Origin of the sequence: Flintibacter sp. HCN-6482 (assembly GCF_037892565.1) — a bacterium.
GTDB classification, from domain to species: Bacteria; Bacillota; Clostridia; order Oscillospirales; family Oscillospiraceae; genus Lawsonibacter; species Lawsonibacter aceti.
Map to the genome: position 1 here is coordinate 81656 of NZ_JBBKBK010000001.1, position 25922 is coordinate 107577.

The 25922-nt window shown below is 56.1% G+C and carries 24 protein-coding genes; 11 read left to right on the forward strand and 13 right to left on the reverse strand.

The window, feature by feature from the left end:
* Positions 1 to 45: 45 nt before the first annotated feature.
* Complete coding sequence (locus WKS99_RS00405) at positions 46 to 993, forward strand: TIGR03943 family putative permease subunit (protein ID WP_186852092.1); 948 nt, start codon at positions 46 to 48, stop codon at positions 991 to 993.
* 94 nt (positions 994 to 1087) lie between these two features.
* Here WKS99_RS00405 and glsA read toward each other — a convergent pair whose 3' ends face one another.
* The gene (gene glsA, locus WKS99_RS00410) at positions 1088 to 2005 is read right to left on the reverse strand and encodes a glutaminase A (protein WP_147572156.1); all 918 of its coding nucleotides are present in this window, start codon (positions 2003 to 2005) and stop codon (positions 1088 to 1090) included.
* A gap of 247 nt (positions 2006 to 2252) precedes the next feature.
* Between glsA and WKS99_RS00415 the strand changes: the two genes are divergently transcribed.
* From WKS99_RS00415 to WKS99_RS00440, 6 genes are all read left to right on the forward strand, one after another.
* Positions 2253 to 3518 (forward strand): putative DNA modification/repair radical SAM protein, encoded by a 1266-nt coding sequence (locus WKS99_RS00415; RefSeq protein ID WP_240287359.1) that lies wholly within the window; start codon positions 2253 to 2255, stop codon positions 3516 to 3518.
* A gap of 35 nt (positions 3519 to 3553) precedes the next feature.
* A complete protein-coding gene (locus tag WKS99_RS00420) occupies positions 3554 to 4333 on the forward strand; it encodes a TIGR03915 family putative DNA repair protein (RefSeq protein WP_340405143.1) in 780 nt (259 codons plus the stop codon).
* Positions 4334 to 4626: 293 nt separating this feature from the next.
* Complete coding sequence (locus WKS99_RS00425) at positions 4627 to 5922, forward strand: MFS transporter (RefSeq protein ID WP_340405144.1); 1296 nt, start codon at positions 4627 to 4629, stop codon at positions 5920 to 5922.
* A gap of 234 nt (positions 5923 to 6156) precedes the next feature.
* Complete coding sequence (locus tag WKS99_RS00430) at positions 6157 to 7761, forward strand: glucosyltransferase domain-containing protein (RefSeq protein WP_262669841.1); 1605 nt, start codon at positions 6157 to 6159, stop codon at positions 7759 to 7761.
* A gap of 4 nt (positions 7762 to 7765) precedes the next feature.
* Positions 7766 to 8737, forward strand: a complete 972-nt coding sequence (locus WKS99_RS00435; protein ID WP_147572151.1) for a glycosyltransferase family 2 protein — start codon at positions 7766 to 7768, stop codon at positions 8735 to 8737.
* Positions 8709 to 9149: a GtrA family protein gene (locus WKS99_RS00440; RefSeq protein WP_147572150.1), complete on the forward strand. Its 441-nt coding sequence runs from the start codon at positions 8709 to 8711 to the stop codon at positions 9147 to 9149. Before WKS99_RS00435 ends, WKS99_RS00440 begins: the two co-directional genes overlap by 29 nt.
* Before the next feature lie 76 nt (positions 9150 to 9225).
* Here WKS99_RS00440 and WKS99_RS00445 read toward each other — a convergent pair whose 3' ends face one another.
* The 3 genes from WKS99_RS00445 to WKS99_RS00455 all read right to left on the reverse strand — a co-directional run bounded on the left by WKS99_RS00445 (position 9226) and on the right by WKS99_RS00455 (position 12629).
* A complete protein-coding gene (locus WKS99_RS00445) occupies positions 9226 to 9945 on the reverse strand; it encodes a TIGR01906 family membrane protein (RefSeq protein ID WP_186852086.1) in 720 nt (239 codons plus the stop codon).
* Positions 9946 to 10338: 393 nt separating this feature from the next.
* Complete coding sequence (locus WKS99_RS00450; protein WP_147572148.1) at positions 10339 to 12099, reverse strand: carbon starvation CstA family protein; 1761 nt, start codon at positions 12097 to 12099, stop codon at positions 10339 to 10341.
* A complete protein-coding gene (locus WKS99_RS00455; protein ID WP_186852085.1) occupies positions 12096 to 12629 on the reverse strand; it encodes a hypothetical protein in 534 nt (177 codons plus the stop codon). Before WKS99_RS00455 ends, WKS99_RS00450 begins: the two co-directional genes overlap by 4 nt.
* 379 nt (positions 12630 to 13008) lie before the next feature.
* Between WKS99_RS00455 and WKS99_RS00460 the strand changes: the two genes are divergently transcribed.
* Both WKS99_RS00460 and WKS99_RS00465 read left to right on the forward strand, forming a co-directional pair.
* Positions 13009 to 15045 carry an LTA synthase family protein gene (locus WKS99_RS00460; RefSeq protein ID WP_240287352.1) on the forward strand — a complete coding sequence of 679 codons (2037 nt, stop codon included), beginning with the start codon at positions 13009 to 13011 and terminating at the stop codon, positions 15043 to 15045.
* Between the two features lie 485 nt (positions 15046 to 15530).
* Entirely contained in the window at positions 15531 to 16166 is a 636-nt protein-coding gene (locus WKS99_RS00465) for a GyrI-like domain-containing protein (RefSeq protein WP_340405145.1), read from the forward strand.
* Between the two features lie 282 nt (positions 16167 to 16448).
* Here the strand turns inward: WKS99_RS00465 and WKS99_RS00470 are convergent, their stop codons facing one another.
* From WKS99_RS00470 to WKS99_RS00510, 9 genes are all read right to left on the reverse strand, one after another.
* On the reverse strand, positions 16449 to 16907 hold the full coding sequence (locus WKS99_RS00470; RefSeq protein WP_340405146.1) for a helix-turn-helix domain-containing protein: 459 nt from the start codon (positions 16905 to 16907) through the stop codon (positions 16449 to 16451).
* Between the two features lie 320 nt (positions 16908 to 17227).
* Entirely contained in the window at positions 17228 to 18379 is a 1152-nt protein-coding gene (locus WKS99_RS00475) for an ABC transporter substrate-binding protein (RefSeq protein ID WP_340405147.1), read from the reverse strand.
* Positions 18380 to 18450: 71 nt separating this feature from the next.
* Positions 18451 to 19305, reverse strand: coding sequence for an ABC transporter permease (locus WKS99_RS00480; RefSeq protein WP_147572143.1), 855 nt, complete (start codon positions 19303 to 19305; stop codon positions 18451 to 18453).
* Positions 19302 to 20309, reverse strand: a complete 1008-nt coding sequence (locus WKS99_RS00485; RefSeq protein WP_240287341.1) for an ABC transporter permease — start codon at positions 20307 to 20309, stop codon at positions 19302 to 19304. The genes WKS99_RS00480 and WKS99_RS00485 overlap by 4 nt, the downstream gene beginning before the upstream one ends.
* Positions 20296 to 21474, reverse strand: coding sequence for an ABC transporter ATP-binding protein (locus WKS99_RS00490; protein WP_147572142.1), 1179 nt, complete (start codon positions 21472 to 21474; stop codon positions 20296 to 20298). Before WKS99_RS00490 ends, WKS99_RS00485 begins: the two co-directional genes overlap by 14 nt.
* A 264-nt stretch (positions 21475 to 21738) precedes the next feature.
* The gene (locus WKS99_RS00495) at positions 21739 to 22695 is read right to left on the reverse strand and encodes a hypothetical protein (RefSeq protein ID WP_340405148.1); all 957 of its coding nucleotides are present in this window, start codon (positions 22693 to 22695) and stop codon (positions 21739 to 21741) included.
* Positions 22676 to 22912 (reverse strand): helix-turn-helix domain-containing protein, encoded by a 237-nt coding sequence (locus tag WKS99_RS00500; protein WP_147572140.1) that lies wholly within the window; start codon positions 22910 to 22912, stop codon positions 22676 to 22678. The genes WKS99_RS00495 and WKS99_RS00500 overlap by 20 nt, the downstream gene beginning before the upstream one ends.
* 9 nt (positions 22913 to 22921) lie before the next feature.
* Entirely contained in the window at positions 22922 to 23860 is a 939-nt protein-coding gene (locus WKS99_RS00505; RefSeq protein ID WP_340405149.1) for a hypothetical protein, read from the reverse strand.
* Positions 23861 to 23987: 127 nt separating this feature from the next.
* Complete coding sequence (locus WKS99_RS00510; protein ID WP_147572138.1) at positions 23988 to 24980, reverse strand: RluA family pseudouridine synthase; 993 nt, start codon at positions 24978 to 24980, stop codon at positions 23988 to 23990.
* Between the two features lie 168 nt (positions 24981 to 25148).
* Between WKS99_RS00510 and WKS99_RS00515 the strand changes: the two genes are divergently transcribed.
* Positions 25149 to 25652: a YceD family protein gene (locus WKS99_RS00515; RefSeq protein ID WP_147572137.1), complete on the forward strand. Its 504-nt coding sequence runs from the start codon at positions 25149 to 25151 to the stop codon at positions 25650 to 25652.
* A gap of 46 nt (positions 25653 to 25698) precedes the next feature.
* Complete coding sequence (gene rpmF, locus WKS99_RS00520; RefSeq protein ID WP_147572136.1) at positions 25699 to 25887, forward strand: 50S ribosomal protein L32; 189 nt, start codon at positions 25699 to 25701, stop codon at positions 25885 to 25887.
* Positions 25888 to 25922 lie beyond the last annotated feature (35 nt).

Below are 25922 nucleotides of genomic sequence, written 5' to 3' on the forward strand. Positions count from 1 at the left end.
GCGGCCCATGGCCGCCCATCCATATCATACCACGAGGTGAAGATCATGCCCGATAGTAGGATCCCCCTGTATCTTATCACCGGCTTTTTGGACGCCGGCAAAACCACCCTTCTTACCGACACACTGAATATGGATTACTTTAACGACGGTCAGCGCACCGTCCTCCTCATGTGCGAGGATGGCGAGGAGGAGTACGACCCCCAGTTTCTCTCCCAGCGCAACTGTCGCCTGGTCCCCATCGAGGGGCAGGAGCAGCTCAACACCGAATTTCTGAAGGAAGTAGACCGGCGCTATCAGCCGGAACGGGTCCTGATGGAGTTCAATGGGATGTGGCCGGTGGACCTTCTGCGCAAGCTGAAGCTGCCCAAGACCTGGGGGCTGTACCAGGCCATCCATGTGGTGGACGGCACCACCTTTGAGATGTATCTGGCCAATATGCAGTCCATGTTCATCGACATGGTGACTGAGGCGGATATGGTCCTTTTCAACCGCTGCACTCCCGATATGCCCATGGCCGGCTGGAAGCGGTCCATCCGGGCGGTGAACCGTATGTGCGAAATCGTCTTTGAGGACGAGAAGGGGGAGGAGTTAGAGGTGGAGGATATCCTCCCCTACTCCCTGGAGGAGGACCACATCACCTTGGAGGACCCGGATTACGGCATCTGGTACCTGGATATCCAGGAGCACCCTGACCGGTATGTGGGCAAGACCATCACCATGAAAACCCAGGCCATGACCGGCTCCAAGCTGCCCCGTGGCACCTTCGTCCCCGGCCGCAACGCCATGACCTGCTGTGCCGAGGATATCCGCTTTTTCGGTTTCCTCTGTAAGTATGACAGAGCCCGCTCCCTGAAAAAGGGAGAGTGGGTCAAGGTCACCGCTGAAATCCGGTGGGAGCGCGCCGACGTCTACGATGGAGAGGGCGTGGTCCTGTACGCCCAGTCGGTGGAGAAGGCGGAGCGCCCTGAGGATCCCCTGGTATATTTCAGATAAGCAGAACGGCGCCCGGTACTTTGTACCGGGCGCCGCTTTTTTCTTCCCTTTTGGCCGGGAGCATCCGCAAACTCAATCGCTCCCCCCTCCCTTATCAGAAAATACTTAGATACATCCGCTTAGACAACTCCTCCAACACCTTAATACCTGCCAGGCTGTTTCCCTTTCCATCCAGCCCAGGGGAAAAGATACCGATTCCCATTCTGGTGGGCACCACAGCCATAATGCCGCCTCCCACTCCACTTTTGGCCGGCACGCCTACATTGACCGCGAAATCTCCTGAGCCGTCGTACATCCCACAGGTCATCAAAATGGCGTTGACATAGGTGGCATACCGGCTGGGGAAGATCCGCTCCTCTGTCTGAGGCAGCTTCCCACGGTTGGCCAGCACAAAACCGATGTGGGCCAAGTCCTTGCTGTTCACCGAGATGGAACAGGCTTTGAAATAGCAGTCCAGCACCTGTTCCACATCGTCCTCGATCATGCCATAGGTCTTCAGCAGAAAGGCCAGTGCCCGGTTTTTATTTCCCGTCCGCTTTTCCGACAGGTAGACCTGCTGATCCAGATCGATCTCCTGGTCTCCGGCCAGCTGCCTGGTCAGGTCCAGCAGGCGCCGGAATCGCTCCTCATAGTCCTTTCCCTTAATCAGAGTGCACATGGCGATGGCGCCCATATTGACCATGGGGTTCAAGTGGTCGCTGAACAAGGTCTGGTCCGTGACATTGATGGCGTCAAAGGGCTTGCCCGTGGCCTCTACGCCCACCCGGGATCGGACGTACTCCTCCCCGTTGTCCATCAGCGCCAGCAGCAGGAGGATAGGCTTGACCACGCTCTGGATGGTAAATCGCTTCTTGTAGTCCCCCGCCTGATAGTGCCGCCCGTCGCTGCGGAGCACATAAATCCCCAGGTCATTGGCATCTCCCTTCGCCAGCTCCGGGATATAAGTGGCCACCTTTCCCTGCTGGGTATAGGGCCGGCAATCCTCCAGTAACTGCTCCAACAACTCTTCCATTCCCCATCCTCCTTGTATTTTTTCAACAGGAGCACTCCATTTTTATGGATTTATTATAGCTGACTTTCATAATAAAGTCAATGAAAGCATAAATTCTTCCCCGTTTCAGAATACATAGGTCAATGCGCAAAACAGTGGCATCTCGCGAAATGTCCAAGGTAGAAAGATTTTTCCTCTTGACATCTCGCTCCTTCTTACTATAATTGTATAGTACAAATGTTCTATATTTGTGTTGGAGGCGAACACCATGGAACTGCTAGACAAGCTGAATATCCTGGCAGACGCTGCGAAATATGACGCTGCCTGCACCTCCAGTGGACTGGACCGTGCAGGACGCTCCGGAACCATCGGAAGTACCTCCATGACCGGCTGCTGCCACACCTTCTCCGCCGACGGGCGCTGCGTCTCTCTTTTGAAGGTGCTGATGACCAACATCTGTATCTACGACTGCCTGTACTGTATCAACCGACGGACTAACGACGTCCGGCGTGCCGCATTCTCCCCTAGAGAGCTGTGTGATCTCACCATGGGCTTCTACCGCCGGAACTACATCGAAGGTCTGTTCCTCTCCTCAGCTGTGGTTCGGAATCCGGACTATACCACCGAATTGATGATTCAGACTCTCCACCTGCTGCGGACAGAGCACCGCTTTGGGGGCTATATCCACGCTAAGGCCATTCCGGGGGCCGATCCCCTCCTCACCCACCAACTGGGCCTGCTCGCCGACCGGTTGAGCGTCAATATCGAATTGCCCAGTGCCAAAAGTTTGGCCCTTTTGGCACCGGACAAGAAAAAGGAGGCCCTTTTGGCCCCAATGAAGCAGATCCGGGATGGCATCTCCCTATCCAAGCAGGAGTTGAAACTATACCGCCATACCCCCCGCTTCGCTCCCGCGGGACAGTCCACCCAGATAATCATAGGGGCCACGCCGGAGAGTGACCGGCACATTCTCGCCCTCACCCAAGGACTTTATGACCGATATTGTCTAAAGCGGGTCTTTTTTTCCGCCTATATGCCCGTATCCACCAGCCCTCTCCTCCCCTCTTTCCAGGACTTTAAGCCCCCGCTCCTACGGGAGCACCGGCTGTACCAGGCGGACTGGCTGCTCCGCTTCTACCACTTCCGGGCAGAGGAGCTGCTGGATGAGAGCCAGCCTGATCTGGATCCCAGGATGGACCCCAAGTGCTGCTGGGCGCTGCGGCATCTGCAATTTTTTCCGGTAGAGGTGAACCGGGCCGACTACGAGGCCCTTCTCCGGGTGCCAGGTATCGGGGTAACAAGCGCCCGGCGTATTCTCACCGCCCGACGGGTGGGTCCACTGACCTTTGAGGGTCTAAAGAGGTTGGGCGTGGTACTGAAACGAGCCCAGTACTTCCTCACCTGTTCCGGTCGTTGCCTGGAGGGACTGCGGGTCAGCGAGGACGGCCTGCTGCGCCACCTGCTCGCTTTGGAGCCCCCCGCTCAGACCTCTCCCATGGGCGAGCAGCTGTCTCTGTTCGACCAAGCTGTTTGAAGCGGGCTACTCCATACTATTCAGGAGGTGATCTCATGCCTTGGACCCAAGTATGCTGCCACTATGACGGCACCTTTTCTGGTTTTCTCACCTGTGTTTTTGAAACATATGTCAATCAGGAAGAACCAGTTGAGTTCCGCACACCGGAGGACCCCTGCTGCTCTCTGTACCCCCAGAGAACCATTATCACCGTGGAGGAGCACGCCCAGCGTGTATACCGCTCCTTCTCCCCCAAGCTGGGGCATGAGGGGCGGGAACTGGCCGCTCGCGGATTTCTCACTTGTCTGCCGGAGAAGGAGCTGTGGCTCTGGAGGCTTATCCGCCTGGGCTATGAGCGGGGCCCGGCCTTTGTCCGGGATCTGACCGACCCGACTGTGGACAAGGTACGGAAAGCGGTCCAGCAACTGAACAACGAGGCGCACCTATACACTGGCTTTGTCCGCTTTTCCGACCAGGGCGGCGTGCTGGTCGGAGAGATTGAGCCCAAGAACCGGGTCCTCCCCCTACTTCGTCCCCATTTCTGCTCTCGATATCCCCAGGAGCGATTCGTCCTCCACGACCGCACTCATGGCGAGGCGCTGTTCCACCAGCCGAACCAGTGGGCCATCCTGCCAGTGGAAGATTTTCATCCTGGACCGGCCGGCGAGAGCGAGCTGGCCTACCGCCGCCTGTGGAAATCCTTCTATGATACGATTTCCATCCGGGGACGGGAAAATCCCAGGTGCCGCATGACCCAGATGCCTAAGCGGTATTGGGGTATGATGACCGAGTTCCAAAAGGAGTGGGACCGTGCCCTGCCGGAGGTCCATGGCTGACCTTAACGCCAGTGGAAGCTCTGACAACACCCTCCGTGGCTGCCGTAAGGCCGCCCCTTGTTTCTCGCCCTATTCCGTGGTATCATTGTCCCTGCCGCCGGTGATGCTACGGCGAGCTTGCCCGAATATGGGCATCTTAGGAGGACAGTACCATGAAGCTTGCCATTGGAGCGGCTCCGCGCAAAGTCTGACCGGGCGGATTTGCGTGGAGCGTGTATTTTCTCATTCCTTACCGCCCCTGCCGGACTTTGCGCCTGTTTTATCCCTATAAAACAAAAAAGGAGCAAAGTCCCATGTCATCTGTCTTTTCTTTTATTGGTGAGCTGAAGTCCTTTCTGATCCTTTGGTTCACCCAGTTGCTGTCCACTCTGGGCAGCTCCATGACCAGTTTCGCCCTTGTGCTCTGGTCGTATCAGGATCGGGGCTCCGCCCTGACCACAGCCCTGCTCTCCGTATGCTCCTATGCCCCATATGTACTGGTGAGCATCTTCGCAGGTGCTCTTAGCGACCGTTGGAATAAGAAGGCTACCATGCTCTGTTGCGACACCTTTGCCGCCCTGTGCACCTCGACCGTGCTTCTGCTGGCGGCATCCGGTCAGCTTCATATGTGGCATCTATACCTTCTCAACGGTTTGACCGGCCTGATGAACACAGTTCAGCAGCCTGCCGCTGACGTGGCGGTCACTCTGCTGACACCGGAGAAGCACTACCAACGGGTCAGCGGCCTTCGTTCTCTGTCCTACTCGCTGAACAATATGCTGGCTCCCGCCCTGGGCACTGCCCTATACACCCTGCTGGGACTGGAGTGGGTCATTCTCTTTGACTTGGCTACCTTTCTGCTGGCCTTCTGCTCCCTGCTGCTATTCATCCCCATTCCGCAGGGACCAAAGCCGGAGCGGACGGAGAGCCTTCTACGCTCCACCCAGGCCGGTCTCCGCTATCTCGGTGAGAACCGAGGTATTTTAGATCTGATTCTCTTTTTGGCCGCCATCAACCTGACGGCCTCCATGTTCAACGCGGCCCTGCCTGCCCTGGCCCTTACTCGTCCTTGGGGTGGCGAAAATGTCCTGGGCCTGGTCCAGAGCGTCAGCGGTGTGGCCATGCTTGGGGGCAGCATAGCCGCTTCCCTCCTACCGGCCCCAAAAAGCCGGGTGCGTGTCATCTACAATACCCTGCTGTTGGCAATGTCCACAGAAAATTTTATTCTCGCCCTGGGGCGTGATCTTTCTCTGTGGTGTGTGGGCGCCACCCTCGGCTGGGTGGGTATTCCCATCATGAACGCCAATCTGGACGCCCTATTCCGATCCAGGATCCCTGTGGACATCCAGGGGCGGGTATACGCCGCCCGCAACTCCTTTCAGTTCTTCACCATTCCGGTGGGTTATCTGCTGGGCGGCTTTCTGGTAGATCAGGTGTTTGAGCCTCTCGCCGCCGCTCTTGGTCCAGATAGTCTCTGGGCTGCCCTCTTTGGGACCGGAAAGGGCGCCGGCGCCGCCGGGCTGTTCCTGGCCATGGGCTTTCTGGGTGTGGCCACCTGCCTGCTCTTCCGGCGGGACAAGCGAATCTGGGCCCTAGAATGCCAGGGATAGTCCTCCCATAACACCAAACAGGTCCTGACCTTATGGTCCGGGACCTGTTTTCTTTCCCAATCCTCCTTCCGTGCACTGTTTGGCCATCCGCTGTAAGGTGATACTGTTTATACGTCCATTGGGCCCGCCAAATTTCTCCTCTACTTTTTTCCTCTCCCTTGCAATATCCCGCAAAACGGCCTATAATGTGGAATGAGATTTTATGTACACTGGCCCCCACATAGGAGGGAACTTATGACCATTGACCAACGGGGCGCCGGTCTGTGGCGCCGGATCGCTCCCGCCCAGCGGACCGCCTTTTTCAGCTGCCTGATCACAGGCCTTTTAGTCCATTTGTACGCCTTCACCAACCTCATCCCCAACTCTGACGGCTTGAGCCGGGTCCATGATCTTCAACAGATGACTATCTCCGGCCGCTGGTTTCTCCATTACGCCTCCGCTCTCAACAGTTACACCCAGATGCCGGCAGCCATCGGCCTGCTGTCCCTGCTCCTCCTGGGAACCGCCGCTGCCCTGACCGTCAGTCTGCTTCGGCTGGACAGCCGGGTACTCGCTGGGCTAGCCGGTGCGGTGATGGCTGCTTTCCCAGTGATGGGATACACCTTTTTATACCTGTTTACCGCTTCCGCCTACTGTCTGGCTATTTTGCTCGCGGTGCTGTCCGTCTGGCTGGCTAGGCGGGGAACCCTTCTGAGTTGGGCGGCTGGAGTGGTGGCTCTCGCTCTGTCCATGGGGACTTATCAGGCCTATGTGACTGTGGCCATCTCTCTGTCCCTACTGGCAGTGTTTCGGGCTGCTCTGGACCCTGAGTTCACCTTCCAATCCACCCTCCGCCTAGGTCTCCGGCTGATGGCCTATTTGGCTGCCGGCGCCCTGCTGTACTACGGTGTCCTTCTGCTGTTCCTACAGTTCAAGGGCCTGGAGCTGTTATCCTATCTGGGAATGGACGCCGCCAGTTCCGGCTATCCCTTCGATCAGCTTCCCCGGCTTATCCTGGATTCCTATAAACAGGTGGTGTCCTTCTTTTTTCTTCCCGGCTCCGCCAACGGCTTCGCTGATTTGTGGATGGTCATTCTGGATCTGGCCGCTCTGGCTTTGGGGGGAGCCTGCTTTCTCCTCCACCTGGGGAAAAAGGGGCTTTATCGGGATAGGTGGCGGCCCCTGACCGCCCTGTCTATGGTCGCCCTCCTGCCTCTGGGCATGGACTTTGGCCAGATTCTCAGCCCATGGTCTGTCCCTACTCCCCTAATGAAATACGCCTTTGTATCTGTCTATCTTCTGGTCCTCCTGGCCGTCGGGCTGTTGGACAGTCAAGGGGCCTCCGCCGGTCCTGGGGCCTGGGTCCCTCCCGCCGCTGTCCTGTGGGGAGTGCTTCTGCTGGTGTTCTGCCTGAATACCAACAATCTGCTGTACACCGCCTCCGCCCAGGCCCACCGGGCTACAGAGAGCTATCTCACCCGGCTTTTTGCCCGTGTGGAGGCCTGCCCCGGCTATGAGCCGGGGATGGAGGTCGCTATCGTGGGCGCTATCCCGGAAGATCAGCTGACGGCCCAGATTGACATCTACGATCAGGTGGACCATTACAGTGTCCCCCGTGATACAGTGGCCCCCCTGAACAAGCACATCTACTACTACCTGAACGACTGGCTCAACATTCCCGTGGCGGAACCTGACGAGGACACCATGATCGCTGTGGCCGCTTCTCCGGAGTTCCAGTCCATGCCCCTCTACCCCGCCCAGGGCAGCGTCCAGATGGTGGGCGGCCGAGTGGTTGTGAAGCTCCAGGAGGAGTACACCCCAAAATCTGACTTCGAGATCGCTTATGAGAACAGGAGATAAGCAAATGGAAGACACCCTAAGATCCGGCCTGCTGTCCGTCGTTCTGCCCTCCTACAACGAGGAGGCCTCTATCCCACGGGCGGCGGACACCATTACCGCCATCCTGATAGATGCGGACATCCCCCATGAGTTAGTATTCGTGGACGACGGCTCCCGGGACCGCACCTGGACCGTCATTCAGGAACAGGCGGGCCGCCATCCCCAGGTCCGTGGGGTCCGCTTCTCCCGGAATTTCGGCAAAGAGGCCGCCATCTTCGCCGGTTTGGCCCAGGCCCGTGGAGACTGCACTTTAGTCATGGACTGTGATCTGCAGCACCCGCCAGAGAAGGCGGTGGAGATGTACCGCCTGTGGCAGGAGGGCTACCAGGTTGTGGAGGGGGTCAAGGCCAGTCGTGGCAAGGAAAACCCCTTGCATACCTTTGCGGCTAAAAGCTTTTACTCCATCATCAGCCGGGCTACGGGCATTGATATGTCCCGTGCCTCCGACTTCAAGCTGTTGGACCGCCGAGCGGTGGATACCCTGCTCGCTATGCGGGAGAAAAATGCCTTTTTCCGTGCCCTCTCCTCCTGGATCGGCTTTCAGACCACCCAAGTGGAGTTTGAGGTACAGCCTCGGTTGGAGGGCGAGTCCAAGTGGTCCATCCGCAGCCTGGTCCGATACGCCATCACCAACATCACCTCCTTCTCCGCCGCCCCCCTTCAACTGGTCACCCTGCTGGGCGTAGTGGTCTTTCTCTGCTCGGTGGTGCTGGGCATCCACTCTCTATGGCAGTGGGCCTCTGGCAACGCGCTGGAGGGCTTTACCACCATCATTTTGCTCCAGCTGTTCATCGGCAGCATCCTGATGATCTGTCTGGGCGTCATCGGCTATTACATCGCCAAAATCTATGAGGAAATCAAGGACCGGCCACGGTATATCGTGGCCGAACGATGCGAGGGGGACCGGGATGAAGGAACTGCTAAAAAAGATATTTGATCCCACCTTCTTCCGTTTCATCCTGGTGGGGATTGTCAATACCCTGGTCGGCTATGGCGTCATGTTCGGGCTCTACAACCTAGCGGGACTCTACACCTGGGGCGAGGTGGGCGAGTGGGTCTCCTCCGCCGCTAACTATATTGTAGGCAGCGTAGTCAGCTTCTTTTTGAATAAGCACTTCACCTTCCGCAACCAGGAGAAAGGGGCTGGGGTCGTCCTTCGGTTCGCGCTCAATATCACTGTCTGCTGGTTACTGGCCTACGGTCTAGCCCAGCCTCTCATGGGCTGGCTGCTGGCCGGTATGGGTCTTAGCCCACAATGGGAAGGCAACCTTACCCTACTAGCCGGCTCCGGTCTGTTTGTAATTCTGAATTACTTTGGTCAACGCTTTTTCGCCTTCCGGGCGAAATAAAAAATTGGGGTTTTCGGTACAGCCCTAGGACCGAAGATAAAAGGCGGTGTGTTCTTTATCAGAACACACCGCCTTTTTATCCTTGACAGCCAGGGCAGCCAGAACAGCCTCCCTGCCTACTCACTTCCTCCCGCCGCTTCTTCCGTATACTGGCGGCCCACAGGTCCGCCCCAATCAGGACGGCGCACCAGGTTAGCAGTAGAGTCAGCACCAAAACGGCACAGTTCCGGAAAAATTCCTGGGGCAAAATCAGGATAACCGGGTCCTCCCACCAGTTAAAAAGCCAGTTCTCTTTTCCTGGGAAAAACAGAGCATGGAACACCACAAAGGCCCGGTCAAAGTCCAAGGCCGCCAGTCCGCCCACCACCAGGAAGATAGCACCCAGCGCGGACGCGGCCCAGAATCCGGGACCTCGTCCAAGAAAACAATGGGGGCGAGCCTTTTTTCTCCTGCACCAGAAAAACAGGACCACAAGTCCGGCCAGGGACAGTACAAGTACCCACAGGTCCAGGAGGAACAGCCCCCTCACATCGGCAAAATGGCTGGCCCCGGAGGCTGAAAAGGGGAGCACGCCGGCGGCAAAGTTCGGACGCTGGCCCAGGCAGTAGTCCATCATCTGGTCAAACGCCTCTGTGATCTGCTCCCTGGTCAGGCCAGTATACTCCACCAGCCCCAGTGCGTCGATATGCGCGTAGTAAAATGGGCGGCATAGCAGAGGGGCGGCGATGGAGCCGCTAAGAACCGCCAGGGCGGTGAGGAGAGAAAGCAGCAGGGACAGCGGTTTACTGGTTTTCATAGTCATGACCTCGCAATACAGCATCTGGAAGTAGGGATAAGGCAAGCCGCACCTGACCGGTCAGGTCCCCCCCACACACATACCGACACCGGAAACGTGCTCCAGCCACCTGGGCGCTCCCCGGACTATCGATAATTTCCATACAAATATCACAGCACAAAAATCGTCGGCCCCAGAGGAAACAGGTGAAACCTCCTGTGGCATCCACATGTAGGAAATCTCCATAGGCCGCTGTCAGGACCAGCAGGAACACAGTAACCGAGCGCTGCGCTCCCTCACCGGCCGCTGACTCACCTTTTCCAGATTATCTTAATCATAACACAGTTGGTCCGGCACCGCAACAAAAAGCGGGCCCGGCGTACCGGGTCCGCTTTTGTCGTTCGGATGGAAAAATCAGGCGGCCTTCTTCTTGCCGAAGATGGTCTTGCAGCCCTCCACAGCCAGTACGATGGCCAGCACAAACAGGGCGGCACCCAAGATAGACTGAGCATAAGGAGCCCAGTCGAAATTGCCGGCCTTGTCCAGAGGCATACCGCCAGCGGCCATGATCTTACCAGCCTGGGTGGTGATAGTCTGGACCAAAGAAGTCAGAGTGACTACCAGCATGAAGGCCATGGGGATATAGAACATCTTGTTGTTGCGGCCGATGTTGCCCAGCCAGGCACACACAGTCAGCAGGGCCAGAGCGGCCAACAGCTGGTTGGCTGCGCCGAACAGGGGCCAGATCTTGGAGTAGCCAGTCATGCCCAGGCCAACGCCCAGCACCACGGTGATGACAGTGGCCACGAAGGGGTTGCACAGGATGGCCTTGAAGCCGGTGGCATCCTTATAGGTCTGGCCGGGCTCCAGCCAGAACTCCTGGAACATGTACCGTGCCAGACGGGTGGCGGTGTCCAGAGAGGTCAGGCAGAACACGGACACGGTCAGGACCAGCAGGGAACTGATGGTACTCTGGGCGCCAGCCAGGCCGGGGATGGAGGCGACCATGCGGGAGATGCCGGTAGCGAATACCTGTGTGGGAGTTACGATCTCGCCGGAGGCATACTCGTTCCAGATGAAGGACACGGCGGACAGGGAGATCAGAGCCAGGGCGCACTCGATGAGCATACCGCCGTAGGCGATGGGCTTGGCGTCCCGCTCGTGGTCCAGCTGTTTAGCGGTGGTGCCGGAGCCCACCAGGGAGTGGAAGCCGGAGATGGCGCCGCAGGCGATGGTAACGAACAGAGCTGGGAAGACATAGCCCAGAGAGGTCCCGGTCGGGGCGATGGTGTCATACGCGCCGGTGAAGGCGGGCATATCCATATGAGCGGCGTCCGCGCCGGTGAGGCCGGCACCGATCACGCCCACGGCCGCGATGACCATCATGGCGTACAGCAGGAAGGAGGACAGATAGTCACGAGGCTGGAGCAGAATCCACACGGGGGCCACGGAGGCGATCAGAATGTACACACCGATAATCCACATCCAAGCGGTGTTGGACAGGTAGATAGGGTGCCACTTCAGACCGATGGCCAGGCAGATCACGATACCGATGACGCCCACGATGGTAGCTACGGACAGAGAAGCGCCCCGACGGTAGACGAAAAAGCCAAAAAGAATAGCCATAATAATGAACAGCAGGGAAATCATAGCCACAGAGGCATTCGTCCCGGAAGCGGCCACATCCACCACACCGTCTACATAGGTGGCCTGGAAAGTGCTGGCCACGATGGAGGCAAAGGCGGCCACCACGAGCACCAGGGTCAGGTAAGAGAAGGTCAGAAACAACTTTTTAGCCCGCTCACCGATGTTCAGTGCCACCACTTCGCCCAGGGACTGACCCTTGTGGCGGATGGAGGCGAACAGGGCGCCATAGTCATGGACAGCGCCGAAGAAGATACCTCCGATCAGAACCCACAGCACCACAGGAACCCAGCCAAAGACAGCGGCCTGGATGGGGCCGTTGATGGGGCCGGCGCCGGCGATGGAGGAAAAGTGGTGTCCCATCAGGACAGGGGCCTTGGCAGGGACGTAGTCCATGCCGTCCTCCAGCTCATGAGCTGGGGTGACCTTGGAGTCATCAACACCCCACTGTTTGGCAAGCCAGCCGCCGTAGAAGATGTAGCCTACGATCAAAATAGCGATGCCAACGATAACAACTAACATTGCATTCATTGCGTTTTCTCCTCTCCTAAATGATATGCAGAGATGATACTCCCTGTCAGCCGCTTCAGATCTTTTTGAATCGCTCTTCCCGCGCGGTTGACAGTGATTTCTCCCGTGGACAGGTCCACGGCGGCTATTCTAAACTCCATCCATCCATGGAGCGATAGCTTGTATTCCCGGCGCTTCTTCAGCTTCCTCAGCTTGGCCAGGGCTTGGGGCTCGGCGCTGTCATATAGCGTCACCGCCGTCAGATAGGTATACATATGCTGTATATGGGGGTGCACACGGGGCTCTCCGTCCTCCAGCACCCGCTGAAAGATCTGGTCCACAGCCCCCTCATCCAGGTGGTCCACCGCACAGAGATAGAGATACTCATGGTTTTCCGCCGCCCACAGCTCCGCTTTTTTGACCAGAACATACTGGCTATCCCGCATATGATAGGCGCACAGCGCCTTGAGCGGAGTACCGTCTTCTATATCCTCAATATCGTAATAGGCGGCATAGGCCCGTTTCAAGCGGTCCAGCGCCAGTTGACTCATTCGGGACAAGGTATCCTCGCTTTCCAGCTCCCGCCCACAGACATAGTAAAACAGCCAGACTTACAAAGGACGGCTGTTTTGTGTGATCGCCCTGTTGAACACAGAGGCTCCCTGGTGTAAACCTGCGGGAATTATGAACAATCTATTAATATCATCGCTATCATATCAGATTGTAGAAAAATTTGCAAGTAGTATTTGCTATCTTCAGGTCAAAAAGCGCCTTATTTCTCTCCATATTTTATTCATATTGTACAATTTTTGAGCGGTTTTTTATCAGGGCATAAAATCTTAAATTTTTTCTCTCCGCCTTCCCTGCATTGACAGCCTAACGGGAATGGACTAGAATAAAAATACATTTCTTAGCCGGAGGATCTTAATCATGAACGGATCTGTTCCGCTTCGGGGCCTTCCTATCCCAGAGCGGTGGCGGAGGCTTGCCCTCCCTTCCCTGTTTTTCGCCGCGGTCATCTACTATGAAGAATTATTCTTGAAGCTGTACTGCTTTTACTCCCTGTCCCCTGTTGGAATGCTGTTCACCCTACTGTTCACTCTGCCTGTGGCCCTCCTCTTGGGACTCTTGTGCGGCGGCCTGCCCCCCCGCCAGGGCCGGGTCCTGTTACCTCTGCTCACGCTGCTCCTCTCCCTGTGGATCGGGGCCCAGGCCATCTACTATCACCTGTTCAAGACCTTTCTGACCATCTTCTCTCTCACCAAGATGGCGATGGTCGCCGGGGCCTTTGGCGATATGGCCACCATGGAGGTATTAGTCAACTGGTTCCCTGTGCTGATGATGGCCATTCCGGTGATTCTGTCCTTCCTCTTTCGCCAGCGGCTAGTCCCAGACCATCCTCCTCTGGTCCGGGGCCAGAGGAGACGATGGGCGGTCATGGCCGCCGCTATCCAGTTGGCCACCATGTGCATCGTGCTGCTGTGCAGCGGCGGTGCCATGTCCCTGCGGTATATCTACACCCAGGCCGCTGTCCCGGCTCTGGAAACGCAATATTTCGGCATGATGACCCAGACACAGTTGGAGATCCGCCGGGTCCTCTTTGGCATCGACCCAGACCAACCTGCCGACCCGGATATCTCCCAGGAGCCTGACGGCACAGAAGTGAACGGTTCCACGCCAAACCGCAGCGGCGACCACGTGATGGACCTCCCCTTTGACACTCTCATCCGGCAGGAAACGGATGCAGATATGCTGGCGATGCATCAGTGGTTCTCCCAGCGGGAACCCACGGCTAAAAACCAGTGGACCGGCTATTTTAAGGGTAAAAATCTGGTCTGGATCGTGGCAGAGGGCTTTTCCACCCTGGCCATGGATCCCCAGCGCACCCCCACTCTGTGGAAGCTGTCCCACCAGGGCTTTGTATTTGAGAACTTCTATACCCCCTTGTGGGGAGTATCCACCTCGGACGGTGAGTATGTTACCACTACCAGTCTGATCCCCAAGTCGGGTGTTTGGAGCTACTCCCAATCCTCGGACAACTATATGCCCTTCGCGCTGGGTACCCAATTCCGCAAGGAAGGCTACCGGACCATGGCCTTCCACGACTACCTCTACGACTACTACGACCGGAATCTATCCCACTCCAATATGGGCTATGAGTACTATGCCATCGATCAGGGGTTACGGGCGGAGGATGTGATTCCTGCCGACGATCTGGCTGCTGGGCGGATTTTTCCCCCTTCTGACGAGATGATGATGGATACCATTGTCCCCATGTTTGTGGATGAGGACCAGTTCATGGTCTACTGCCTGACAGTCAGCGGCCACCTGAATTATACGCTGGAGGAGAATATCATGTCTGCCCGCCACTGGGACGAGGTCAAGGACCTGCCGTACAGCGACCCGGTCAAGTGCTATCTTGCCAGCCAAATCGAGCTGGAGCTGGCTGTGGAGAGCCTGGTAGAGCAGTTGGAGGCGGCGGGCAAACTGGAGGATACGGTCATTGTCCTGTCCGCCGACCACTACCCCTACGGCCTCACTGACGAGGAGTACAGCGAGTTGTTGGGCCACCCGGTGGACCCAATATTTGAGATCTATGAAAATACTTTGATCCTGTGGAGCGCCGACCTGGAGGAGCCGGTCTATGTGGACAAATACTGCTCCAGCCTGGACGTAATGCCAACCCTATCTAACCTCTTTGATTTGGAATATGACTCCAGATTGCTCATGGGGTCGGACATTTTGTCCGACAGCCCGGAGCTGGTGATTTTCGCCGATTACAGCTTTATCAACGAGCGGGGCTACTACAACTCCTCCGACGACTTGTTCACCCGCTGGGACGGCAGCGAAACCGATTTGGAGGCCCTGGTCCCCCTGGTCAATGAGGTACAAAATCGGGTGGCCTATTCCGCCTCCATTCTGGATACAGATTACTACCGTCTTCTCTTCCACGCCCCTACTGACTAAAGACGCCCCCTGGATAACCAGGGGGCGTCTTTCCTGTATATCAAACCCGCGGGCGGGGTATTTTTGGTCTGCCGCCCCGAGGCCGGCTGAGGGGCAGCAGTGAGCGGGCCGGTCCTTCTCCTGGCGTTCTGCCTGATAGAGAAGTCCGGGGGCCGGCGCAGTGGGGCGTCATCGGCCCAGACGGCCCATTGTCCGTCATTTCAAAGAATGGGTCAGCGGGTATCCACCCTTGACCTAATCTTAGGATACCATGTACACCCAGGGAATTTTTCACAGAACTGCAAATAATTCATGAACCTTCCATGAACAGGCCTATGGTACATTCCAGCAAGGTGTCCTGGATATCCATGGGTATCGCGGCAGCCGTTCTCTGATCCTGTTCCCCACCTTGAAGAGAGCCTAAAAATATTGTATAGTTACAAATATCCCATCATTGAAGCCCCACTGACCGGGGCACACACCAGTGGCATAAGGAGGACAACTATATGGCCTTTGATTTCAAAAAAGAATTCAAAGAATTTTATATGCCAAAGGACAGGCCGGAGATCGTAGAGGTCCCGTCCACCAACTACATCGCAGTGAGAGGCGAGGGAGATCCCAATGCAGAGGGCGGTGCGTACCAGCGGGCGATCAGTATCCTATATGCCGTTGCGTACACGTTAAAAATGAGCTACAAGAGCGATTATAAGATTGAGGGCTTTTTTGAGTATGTCGTTCCCCCACTGGAAGGGTTCTGGTGGCAGGGCGGTACAGCCGGGGCGGGCTATGGGCGTAAAGAGGACTTTCACTGGATCTCCGTCATTCGTCTGCCGGATTTTGTGACCAGAGAACACTTTGGCTGGGCAGTCCAAGCTGCTGAGAAGAAGAAGCGGATAGACTGCTCATCGGCCGAATTCCTGACGATCCATGAGGGTCTGTGCGTCCAGATCATGCATCTTGGCCCATTTGACGAGGAGCCCAAGACCGTGGCTCTGATGGAGGAATATTTAGAAAAACATGGATATGTGACAGATCTCACAGCCGACCGCCTGCATCACGAGATCTATCTGTCCGACGCGAGAAAAGTGGCGCCTGAACGGTGGAAAACAGTGATCCGCCATCCCATCAAGAAAAAGGCATAAGTCTTTGTCAGTCCAATTTGAGGCCCTTCCCTCCAGGGAGGGGCCTCTTTATATTATTTTTTATGAAGCGTATATGCCACAACCGTACATATGATGATCCCAACGCTAAACGGAACGGCATACAGAAAGGCAACGCTGGCCGGCGCGCTGTAGCAGGAGTGCTCAATACCGCAAAGCATATCACGGTAATGATAGGCAACCACGAAACACATTATGTCAGATAGTACAATCGCGAGCGCCGTGAACAAATAACTCAACTTTTTCATATGCCTGCCCCCCAATTCATTTTTTTCGCAATATTAGTGCTAATCCTATAACCATCGAAAGCACGCAGAGAATGATAAGTATACCAGATCCGCTCAAAGTAACTGTTGAAGCAGCATTAAGCTGTTCCGCTGCGCTTGGACTCAAAACCATCATAGCTCCGAACAGGATCAGACAGATAGCACCCACCAAGCAAAGCTCTATGCCCACTTTCATTTCGATTGCTTTTGGATCTTTGGTTTTTTCTAGTTCCTGTGGCACTTCATTTGTCCCTTGAGTAAATGCCTCGTCTTTCACAAGTTCGTCGATAGTAATGTCAAAGCACTCGCTCAATGCTAACAGTTTTTCTAATTCAGGCGTTGATATTCCACTCTCCCATTTGGAGATAGCCTGTCTTGAAACGCCTATTTTCTCCGCCAGCTGTTCCTGAGAAAGCCCGCTGTTCCGCCTGAACTGATAGATCCTTTCAGACAACATCTTCTTTCCCTCCCTATAAGCACTATACCGCCATTCCTAGTTACATACTATCAACTATGGTTGAAACTTCCGCAACCGGCGGTTGCGGAAGCAATTTTTTTCTTCTATAACAGATATCCTTATCCCGCACCGTAGTCAAGAAGTGAATATCAATAGTATACTCCCGATTCTTTTTCACTGCCAGAGGTATCTCTTCTCTAGCTATCGGTATCCAACGACGGTCTCCCCCCTGATCTTAATTGAGTCCTCCATCCCCTCTTAAGGTTTTTACCGGCCACATAAAAAGCCCGCTATCTCTTTTCAGAGATAGCGGGCCTGTTTCAGTTAATACCCAGTTGAGTCCAGAGCTCGTTGTACAGATTGCGGATATCGGGCGGGGTGACCAGATAGGCTTCGCACCGGTCCAACACCTCCTGGGGAGCGGCCATGATCTCATACAGCTCCATATCCAGAGGCTCGCCGTACTGCTCCTCGTACCAAGCGGGGTACTGCTCCAGCGCCTCGCTGTTGGGAGAGGCATACCAGATATAGTCCATGTTGGCCAGGTTGGCCTCGGTGGAGGCAATAAAATTAATCCATTCATGGGCCTCGTCCACATTCTGAGCGTTTTTCAGAATGCACATGGCGTCCACGAACCAGTTGGAACCCTCCTCAGGCACCACATAGGCCAAATCAGGGTTGTTCTCCCGCATGGTCAGGTAGTCGCCGGCGTAATAGGCGGTGATAGCGGCGTTGCCCCGCTCCATGGCCTGGAAGATCTCGTCCATATAGAATGCCTGATAGACGCCCTTGGCGTTGGCATCAGCCAGCAGCTGATAGGCCTCACGGATCTCACTCTCATCAGTGGTATTGACGGAATAGCCCAGATAGTACAGCGCAATACCCAGGGCGTCACGGGAGTTGCGGATCATCACCACATTGTCGGCGTACTTCTCATCGAACATAGAGCTCCAACTGGTAATGGGCTCGTCTACCATAGTGGTGTTATAGATGATGCCCAAAGTACCCCAGGTGTACGGTACGGTATACAGGTTCTCTGGATCATAGGACAGATTCTGGAATCGTGGGTCGATCTTCTCAAAGTTGGGGATCTTGCTGTAGTCCAGCTCCTGAAGCATCCCCTCCTCAATCAGCTGAGAGATCATATAGTCAGAGGGGACGATAACATCATAGTTCGCTCCGCCCAGGGCCAGGGTAGAATACAGCGCCTCGTTGCTCTCGGCGGTCTGGTAGTTGACCTCGATGCCGGTCTTCTCCTCAAATTCATCGATCAGGCTTGTGTCGATATACTCACCCCAGCTGCACACATTGACTACCCGCTTTCCGGTGTTGGTGCCGCTGCTGTTGTTGCCCGCGCTGCCGGTACTGCCGCTCCCCGCGGTATCCCCTCCATTGTCCTCCATGGCGCATCCGGACAGGAACAGGCCCAGCGCCATGGTCATGGCGAGGGTCAAGGCTGCAATTTTTTTCAATTTATCATTCCTCCAGTAATTTTTAAGAATATATCTCCAGGCCGGCAGGCCCTGAGAACAAAATAGGGGGATTATCGTCTTTGCTTTCTGGCCTTCTCCAAACGGGCTTCCCTCACATTGTTGATAATGAGCAGGAGCAGCACCGTAGCAAAGAGCAGGGTGGAAATGGCGTTGATCTTAGGGGTAATCCGCTTCTTAGTCATGCCGTAAATGGTCATGGCCAAGGTGGACACTGAGGAGCCGGCAGTAAAGTAGGAGATGACGAAGTCATCCACGCTCATGGTGAAGGCGATGAGCGCGCCGGACACAATTCCCGGCTTGATTTCGGGCACCACGACCTTCCAGAACGCCTGCATCCAGGTGCAGCCCAGGTCCTGGGCCGCGTCGATGAGGTGGCCGTCCATCTGCCTCAGCTTGGGCATGATGCACAGCACCACATGTGGGATATCAAAGCAGATATGGGCGATCAGTAAGGAGCCAAAGCCCATATACAGCCTGGGCGCGGTAAGCCGATGGGTCGTTTCCATCCATTCCACAAAACCGTTCCAGGCGCCGAAGGCAGCCACGAAGAACAGACACAGCGCCACGCCGGTGACGATATCGGCGTTGATCATTGGGATGTTGTTGACCGTCACCAGGGGCTCCCGCCAACGCCGGCGCATATTGTAAAAACCGATGGAGGCAAAGGTGCCCACAACAGTAGATACCACTGTGGCGATCAGGGATACCGTCAGCGTGGTATATACGCTCTGCATAATGATCCGGTCCTTGAACAGCTCCTGATACCACTTTAGAGAAAAGCCCTGCCAGACCGCGTTACTATTTCCCTCGTTAAAGGAGAAGATGATAAGCAGAAAGATAGGGGCATACAGGAACAGAAACACCATGACCATAAAGGCACGGGAAGCGATACCATTTTTTCTCATAGCGTCACCGCCTGTTCTTCGCCCTCTCCAAAGCGATTCATAATCCACATACAGGTGACCACAATGACCATCATTACCAGGGAGATAGCCGAGCCCAGCCTCGGGTTGTAGGCGTTGCCCAGAAACTGCATCTCGATCAGGTCGCCCAGCATGATCTGGGTGCCGCCGCCCAGCATTTTGGAGATTGCAAAGGTGGAAACGGCCGGAACAAACACCATAGTAATGCCGGACAGCACACCGGGCAGGGACAGGGGCAGGGTAATCTTCCGGAATACCCGGGCAGAGCTGGCCCCCAAGTCCCTGGCTGCCTCCAGCAGAGAGTTGTCCAGCTTAAGCAGCACCGAATAGATGGGCAGGATCATAAAGGGCAGGTAGTTGTAAACCATGCCAAGCACCACAGCGCCCTGGGTGTTGAGCAGCTTAAAAAACTTCATATTGGTCGGCCGGGCTGCATCCAGCAGGAAATCGGCTGGCAGCAGCTCCCCGATCCCCGGCAGATCTTTCAGGGCCGGCAGCACCGTCGTGTTGATGGCCGCGCAGACATCATTGAGCCAGCCATTCAATAAATTGCCCAGATCTATGATGCCCACCGCCTGGAAAAACTGGTTCAGAATGCCGCTGTTGTCCAGAATGGACATCCAGGCGTAGGTCCTCAGGAGGAAGTTCATCCACATGGGCAGCATAATGATGACCATGGCCATCTTCTGAAAGCCAGGGCCCTCCTTGGCCATGAAGTAGGCCAAGGGATAGCCGATGAGGACGCAGATAGCCGTGGCGATGATGGCCAGCTTGAAGGAGCGGGTAAAAACCACCGCGTAGGTGCCCATCCGGGCAAAATTATCCAGGGTAAACGCCTCTCTCCAGTTGCCCGCCGCGATCAATTCGGCGCTGTTCGCCGTGGTAAAGGCGTAGAACACCACCATAAAGATGGGGACAATGGTGAATACCGCCATCCACAACACATAGGGGGCGGCAAACAGGGAAAGTAGCTTATTCCTTTTCATCTCCGTCCTCCCCATCCGCCTCGTCCGGTTCCAGGGAGGCGTCGCCGATCTCCTCGTACTCCTCGGAGTAAGAGGAGTAGTCGCCAAACATCCCGGAGTATTGGCTCTTCTTCATAACGTGGATGCCATCGGGATCAATCTTGATGCCGATGCGGCTGCCCACGGGGGACAGGTCGGTAGTCTGGATCAGCCACTTGAAGCCATAGAAGTCTACGATGATGTCGTACTGCATTCCCTTGAAGGTCACGTTGGTGACCGTGCCCCTCAGCTGGCCCTGGTCCTCGGGGACGATATCCACGTCCTCGGGCCGGATGACCACATCCACCGCCTCGTCCTTCTCAAAGCCTCCGTCCAGGCACTGGAACCGCCGGTTGAAGATCTCCACCACTCCGTCCTCTCGCATGATGCCGTCGATGATATTGGACTCACCGATAAAGTCGGCCACAAAGGCATTTTTCGGCTCATTATAGATGTCCTCAGGAGTGCCGATTTGCTGGATCTTGCCGCCGTCCATGACCACTACAGTGTCGGACATGGCCAAGGCCTCCTCCTGGTCGTGGGTAACATAAATAAAGGTGATCTCCATAGCCTGCTGGATGCGCTTGAGCTCATTCTGCATATCCTTGCGCAGCTTCAGGTCCAGGGCGCCCAAGGGTTCGTCCAGCAGAAGCACCTTGGGCCGGTTCACCAGGGCCCGCGCAATGGCCACCCGCTGCTGCTGGCCGCCGGACAGCTGGCTGATGTGCCGCTTTTCAAAGCCCTTCAGGTTGACCACCTCCAGCATCTCCATGACACGCTGGTGGATCTCCTTTTCCGGCAGCTTGACTTTTTTCCCCTTATCATCCGCCTTCGGGATACGCAGGCCAAAGGCCACGTTCTCATATACGTTCAGGTGGGGAAACAGGGCATACTTCTGGAATACCGTGTTCACCGCCCGTTTATGGGGCGGAACAGCATTAATCCTCACACCGTCAAAAAAAACATCGCCAGAGGTGGGCGTCTGAAAACCACCAATGATTCTGAGTGTGGTGGTCTTGCCGCACCCGCTGGGACCCAGCAGTGTGAGGAATTCCTTGTCGTTGATATACAAATTGATTCCATCCAGCACCACTTCGCCGTCAAAGGACATGGTGCAGTTGGACAGACGGATCAGCTCCTTGGACATCTCGCTTATCCCCCTTTAGTCTGATAAAAACTTGTCAGCTCCCTCGATTTATTCACCCGGTTCGGCGTCCGCCCGCTGTGGACATCCGGGGGGCCGGGTTTTCACGGATAGCGAGATACACTATATCCGGTCATACCCCAAATGTCAATGATTTTCCCTAAAATTTTTTCTGACTTTTCCCCTCCGCTCCCCCGCAGCATGTCCAGACCGGTTTTGGACCCAAACAGGACAGCGGGAGAGGGTCCTTTCCCTCTCCCGCCGATCCTAATCCAAATTCAGATAAACCACGCGGCCCATCCCCCGCTCATCCAGCTGGACCAGCTGGTGGGAAGCGCCCGCTTCCGTCCCCAGAGTGTAGACAGACCGCTCTGTGTCTCCAGTCCGGTCCCTCTGGGTCACAAGGGCCCAGACCGCCCCCTGGGGCCGCTCCAGGGACAGCCCCTCTCCCACTTCCTCCATGGTCAGCGTCCTGCGGTCCAGCAGTTCCTCCTCTCCGTACCAGCGGACCTCCAGCTCTGTCACCCGCTCCACAGATTCCATCGTTACTTCCGCCGTAAAAGAGAATATTTCCTCCTCCCCATCGGCGGTCTTGGTTTGGGTGTCTGTGACCTTAGTGGTAAATCCCCCCATACCGCCGTAGCTGTTTCCACTGCCGTCCAGATAGACCGTGCCATCCTCCATCTGGTACACCTGATAGGCAGTCCAGCAGTAGTCAAACTCGTTTGTATTCCAGTTTCTGTCATCCAAAGGCGGTCCAAAGTAGACCGTTCCGCTGATAGACTCCTCCTCATCGCCCACTTTAATATGAGCGCCCGCCAGGCCGCTGGTACCGGCATATTGAGTACCGCCTTCTTCCAGCTCCTCCTCGGCCAAAAAGCAGTTCAGGCCAGGCAGACCTGGAAATTCATAGTCCTGTCCGTGAGGATCGTCGGTAAACCGTCCAATTAAAATCTTTTTGGGAAAGGACAGGGTGCCGAAGTCCTCTGTTTTCATTTCCTCTGTGCCGTACTCCACCCAGTGACTCTGGTCCACCGGGATCTCCTCCCCCTCCTTCGGCATCTTCTCCAATACCATGTGAAAACCGATAAACTGGTCCGCTCCGGGGTCCTCCCTCTCTGGCCGGGCCAGTCTGCCAGAAGTGCTGGCGGCTAGGGCCGCCAGAAAGCAGGCCAGCAGGACGGCCGCCGCCCCTGTCTTCCCCTTAGTCCACAGTTTCTTCATCTTTGTCCTCCAATCGTCCGTCAAAGTGGAGAATGTCCCCCACCTGACAGTCCAGATAGTAGCATATCTTATTGATGGTGTGGAAGCGCACACCGCTGGCCTTCCCGGAGCGCAAGATAGACAGGTTAGCCTCGGTAATTCCCACCTTGGCACATAGCTCCTTAGAGGTCATGCCCCGCTCCTTCAGCACGTCGCTCAAATATACTCTGATTGCCATGGCTTTCCCTCAAATGATGGAGTCGTTGTCCTCCTGGAGGACCGCCCCCCGCTGAAGGCAGCGGCACAGGAGAAACAGCCCGGCGGAGGCCGCCAGTGAGAACAGCGGGAGGGTGATGGAGAAGCTGGCGGAAAGCAGCTCCCCCACCAGGGCCAGTTGGAGCAGGTTGGCAAAGACAGTCAGCGTCACAGTAGCTTGCGCCGCCGTCTTGCAGGCCAGAGCAACACGGCCGCACAGCTCCGCCCCCGCCTGGTCAAAGGTGCCGCCCCCCAGGACGGAGGCCAGCTCGGAGCCCCAAACCATAGTTACAGCTACCAGCAGGCCGGGGGCGGCGTTCAGCACCCCCAGAACAATCAGAACCGGCAGCGTCAGCCCTCCAGGGTTCGTGTTGCCTTCCACCACTTGGGCCCACTGGGCAGCTACCCCGGCGGCCCCTCCGTAGGCCACGGAAAAGGCACACAGCAGGGCACAGCCGGAGAGCAGCGCCCCAAAGGCGGCAGCTAGGCGCTGGGTGGGCGCCCCATCCAGGCCCCGGAGCAGCTTCAAAACCAGCCACGCCGCCCCCATAGACAGCACCGTACACCCTCCGGCTAAGGGGAAGATCTGGGCCGCGGTCTCCCCCAACTGGGTCGGATTGGCCAAATAAAAGAGCCAGCAGAAGATCACAGGGGCCATCAAGCCAAGAAGGAGATCCTCCATCCCTCTGCCCTTCTTCCCTATCCGAATCAGGAGCAGCAAGGGCGCCCCGCTGACCAGCAGGACTACCAACCAGGCCAGCAGGTCGCCCCCAAAGCCAGACAGGGACAGCACCCTTAGACCCCGCCCTACTGATAGGATAGGGTCATTCATCGTGCTCCACCCGGCTTTGGCGGACAACAGCCCTCCGGCCAGAGCCGCCAGCAGCCCCAGAATGGCTCCCCCTGTTAGCATCCACAGTTTTTTCTTCATATCTATTCCGCCCTTCAATTATTGTTTAACAATAATTTTAAATATAAGATATCAAAAAAATTATTGTTTGTCAATAATATATTCAATAAAAAAGAGCCGAGGCTGCCCCGACTCTTTTCCAGCCTATTCACCGGGAGGACGGCTCTCTCCCGGCCTCTGGCCAAGCTCCAAAATACTCCCGGACAAAGTCCACGTCCTCCACCTGAAAGGTCCGGCCATTCAGGTGCTCCAGAGGTCCGGCATCGGTGGTGAAGTGGAAGGCGAGCTTATAGGAGTACAGGGCCTGCCCATGGCGGCCATACTTTCGATTCTCCCGCTCACTGCCGTACTTGCCGTCCCCGATGAGGGGGTGTCCGGCATGGGCGAATTGGGCACGGATCTGATGGGTCCGCCCGGTGATCAGGTCGCACTCCACCAGGGACAGGCCATTTTTCACCGCAAGCGTCTTATATAAGGTAACGGCAGTTTTGGCCCCCGGCCCCGGCCGGCCGCGGACATAGACCTGCTTTTTGACCTCGTCCTTAAAGAGATAGCCTTCCAGTTTCCCCTCCTTGGGCGCCATCCTGCCCTGGACTACACACAGGTAGTATTTGCTTAACTCCCGGTCCTTGATCTTCTGGTTCATCACCCGGAGTCCCTCCGCCGTCTTAGCCGCAATGACTATGCCCCCCGTGTTCCGGTCGATACGGTTGCACAGGGCTGGCGCAAAGGAATTCTCCCAATAGGGAGACCACTCCTTCTTCTGATATAAGTAAGCCTGGATATGGGTAAGCAGGGTATTGACTCGCTCGTTCTCATCCGGATGGACCACCAGGCCGGGCCGCTTGTCCAGCAGCAGGATATGCTCATCCTCATACAGGATATTCAGCTTCGGCTGGTACAGGGACAAAAAAGCGTTTTCCGGGGTGGGGCGGTCAAAGAACTCGTCGTTGATATATAACTGGAGCACATCTCCCACATTCAGCCGGATGTCCCGCTTGGAGCCCTTTCCGTTGACCTTTACCCGCTTGAGGCGGATATACTTCTGGGCCAGCGGGGCAGGCAGCAGGGGGATCGTCTTGGCCAGCCAGCGGTCCAGCCGCTGACCTGCGTCATTTTTTCCAATGGTAAATTCTTTCATGGCGGCTCTCTCCTACAAAGGCTGTAAAAAGTGCCCTATCTTCCCAAAATTGGACCATAAAAAATTATATTTGTCAATCAGAAAAAAAGATTTGACAAGTTGGGAACTTTTCTCTATAATACTTTCCGTACCATTATGCGAGTTTAGGGTCAAACCCAGGAGGAAGCCATGCGTCTGGATCTGAAAGATATCATTCATAAGCCAGACGCCCGCAAGACCTTCCAGTTCCAGGCAGACCTGTCCGGTCTGGAATTTTATGGGAGGAAACCCATCACCCGCCCCGTTCTAGCCCAGGGCAGCGTGACCAACCACGCGGGTGCTCTTGTGCTGGAGGGGACGGTCAGTTCCCTGTTGGATCTGGTCTGTGACCGCTGCGGGAAGGAATTTTCCCGTGAAAAGGTGGTCCGGCTGGACAGTCTGGTTGCCCAGGCCCTGGAGGATGAGGAGAACGACGAGATCATCCTTCTGGATGGAACTGAGTTGGATCTGGACCAGGTGGTGACGGAGGCTTTCGTACTCGAGATGGATACCAAAAACCTTTGCTCAGACGACTGCAAAGGGCTGTGTGCCAAATGCGGGGCTGACCTGAATCTCGGTCCCTGCGGGTGCAGACCTGAAGTAGATCCAAGACTGGCGGCCCTTGCGCAGCTGTTGGATGGCGAAACTGAGTGAGTAGTCGAAGTGCCGCACGGCACGTAAACCGAAGGAGGTGTCACCCATGGCGGTTCCTAAGAGAAAAGTGTCCAAGGCCCGGCGCGATAAGCGGCGCAGTTCCCACTGGAAGCTGGAAACTCCCGGTATCGTGACCTGCCCCAAGTGCGGGGCGTTCCGGCTGCCTCACCGGATGTGCAAGAATTGTCTGACCTATAACGGCCACACATTTGGCCAGGTCGAGGCCCAGCAGTAATGAATATTGCGGAAAAAGCCCGCTGTGGAACTCCA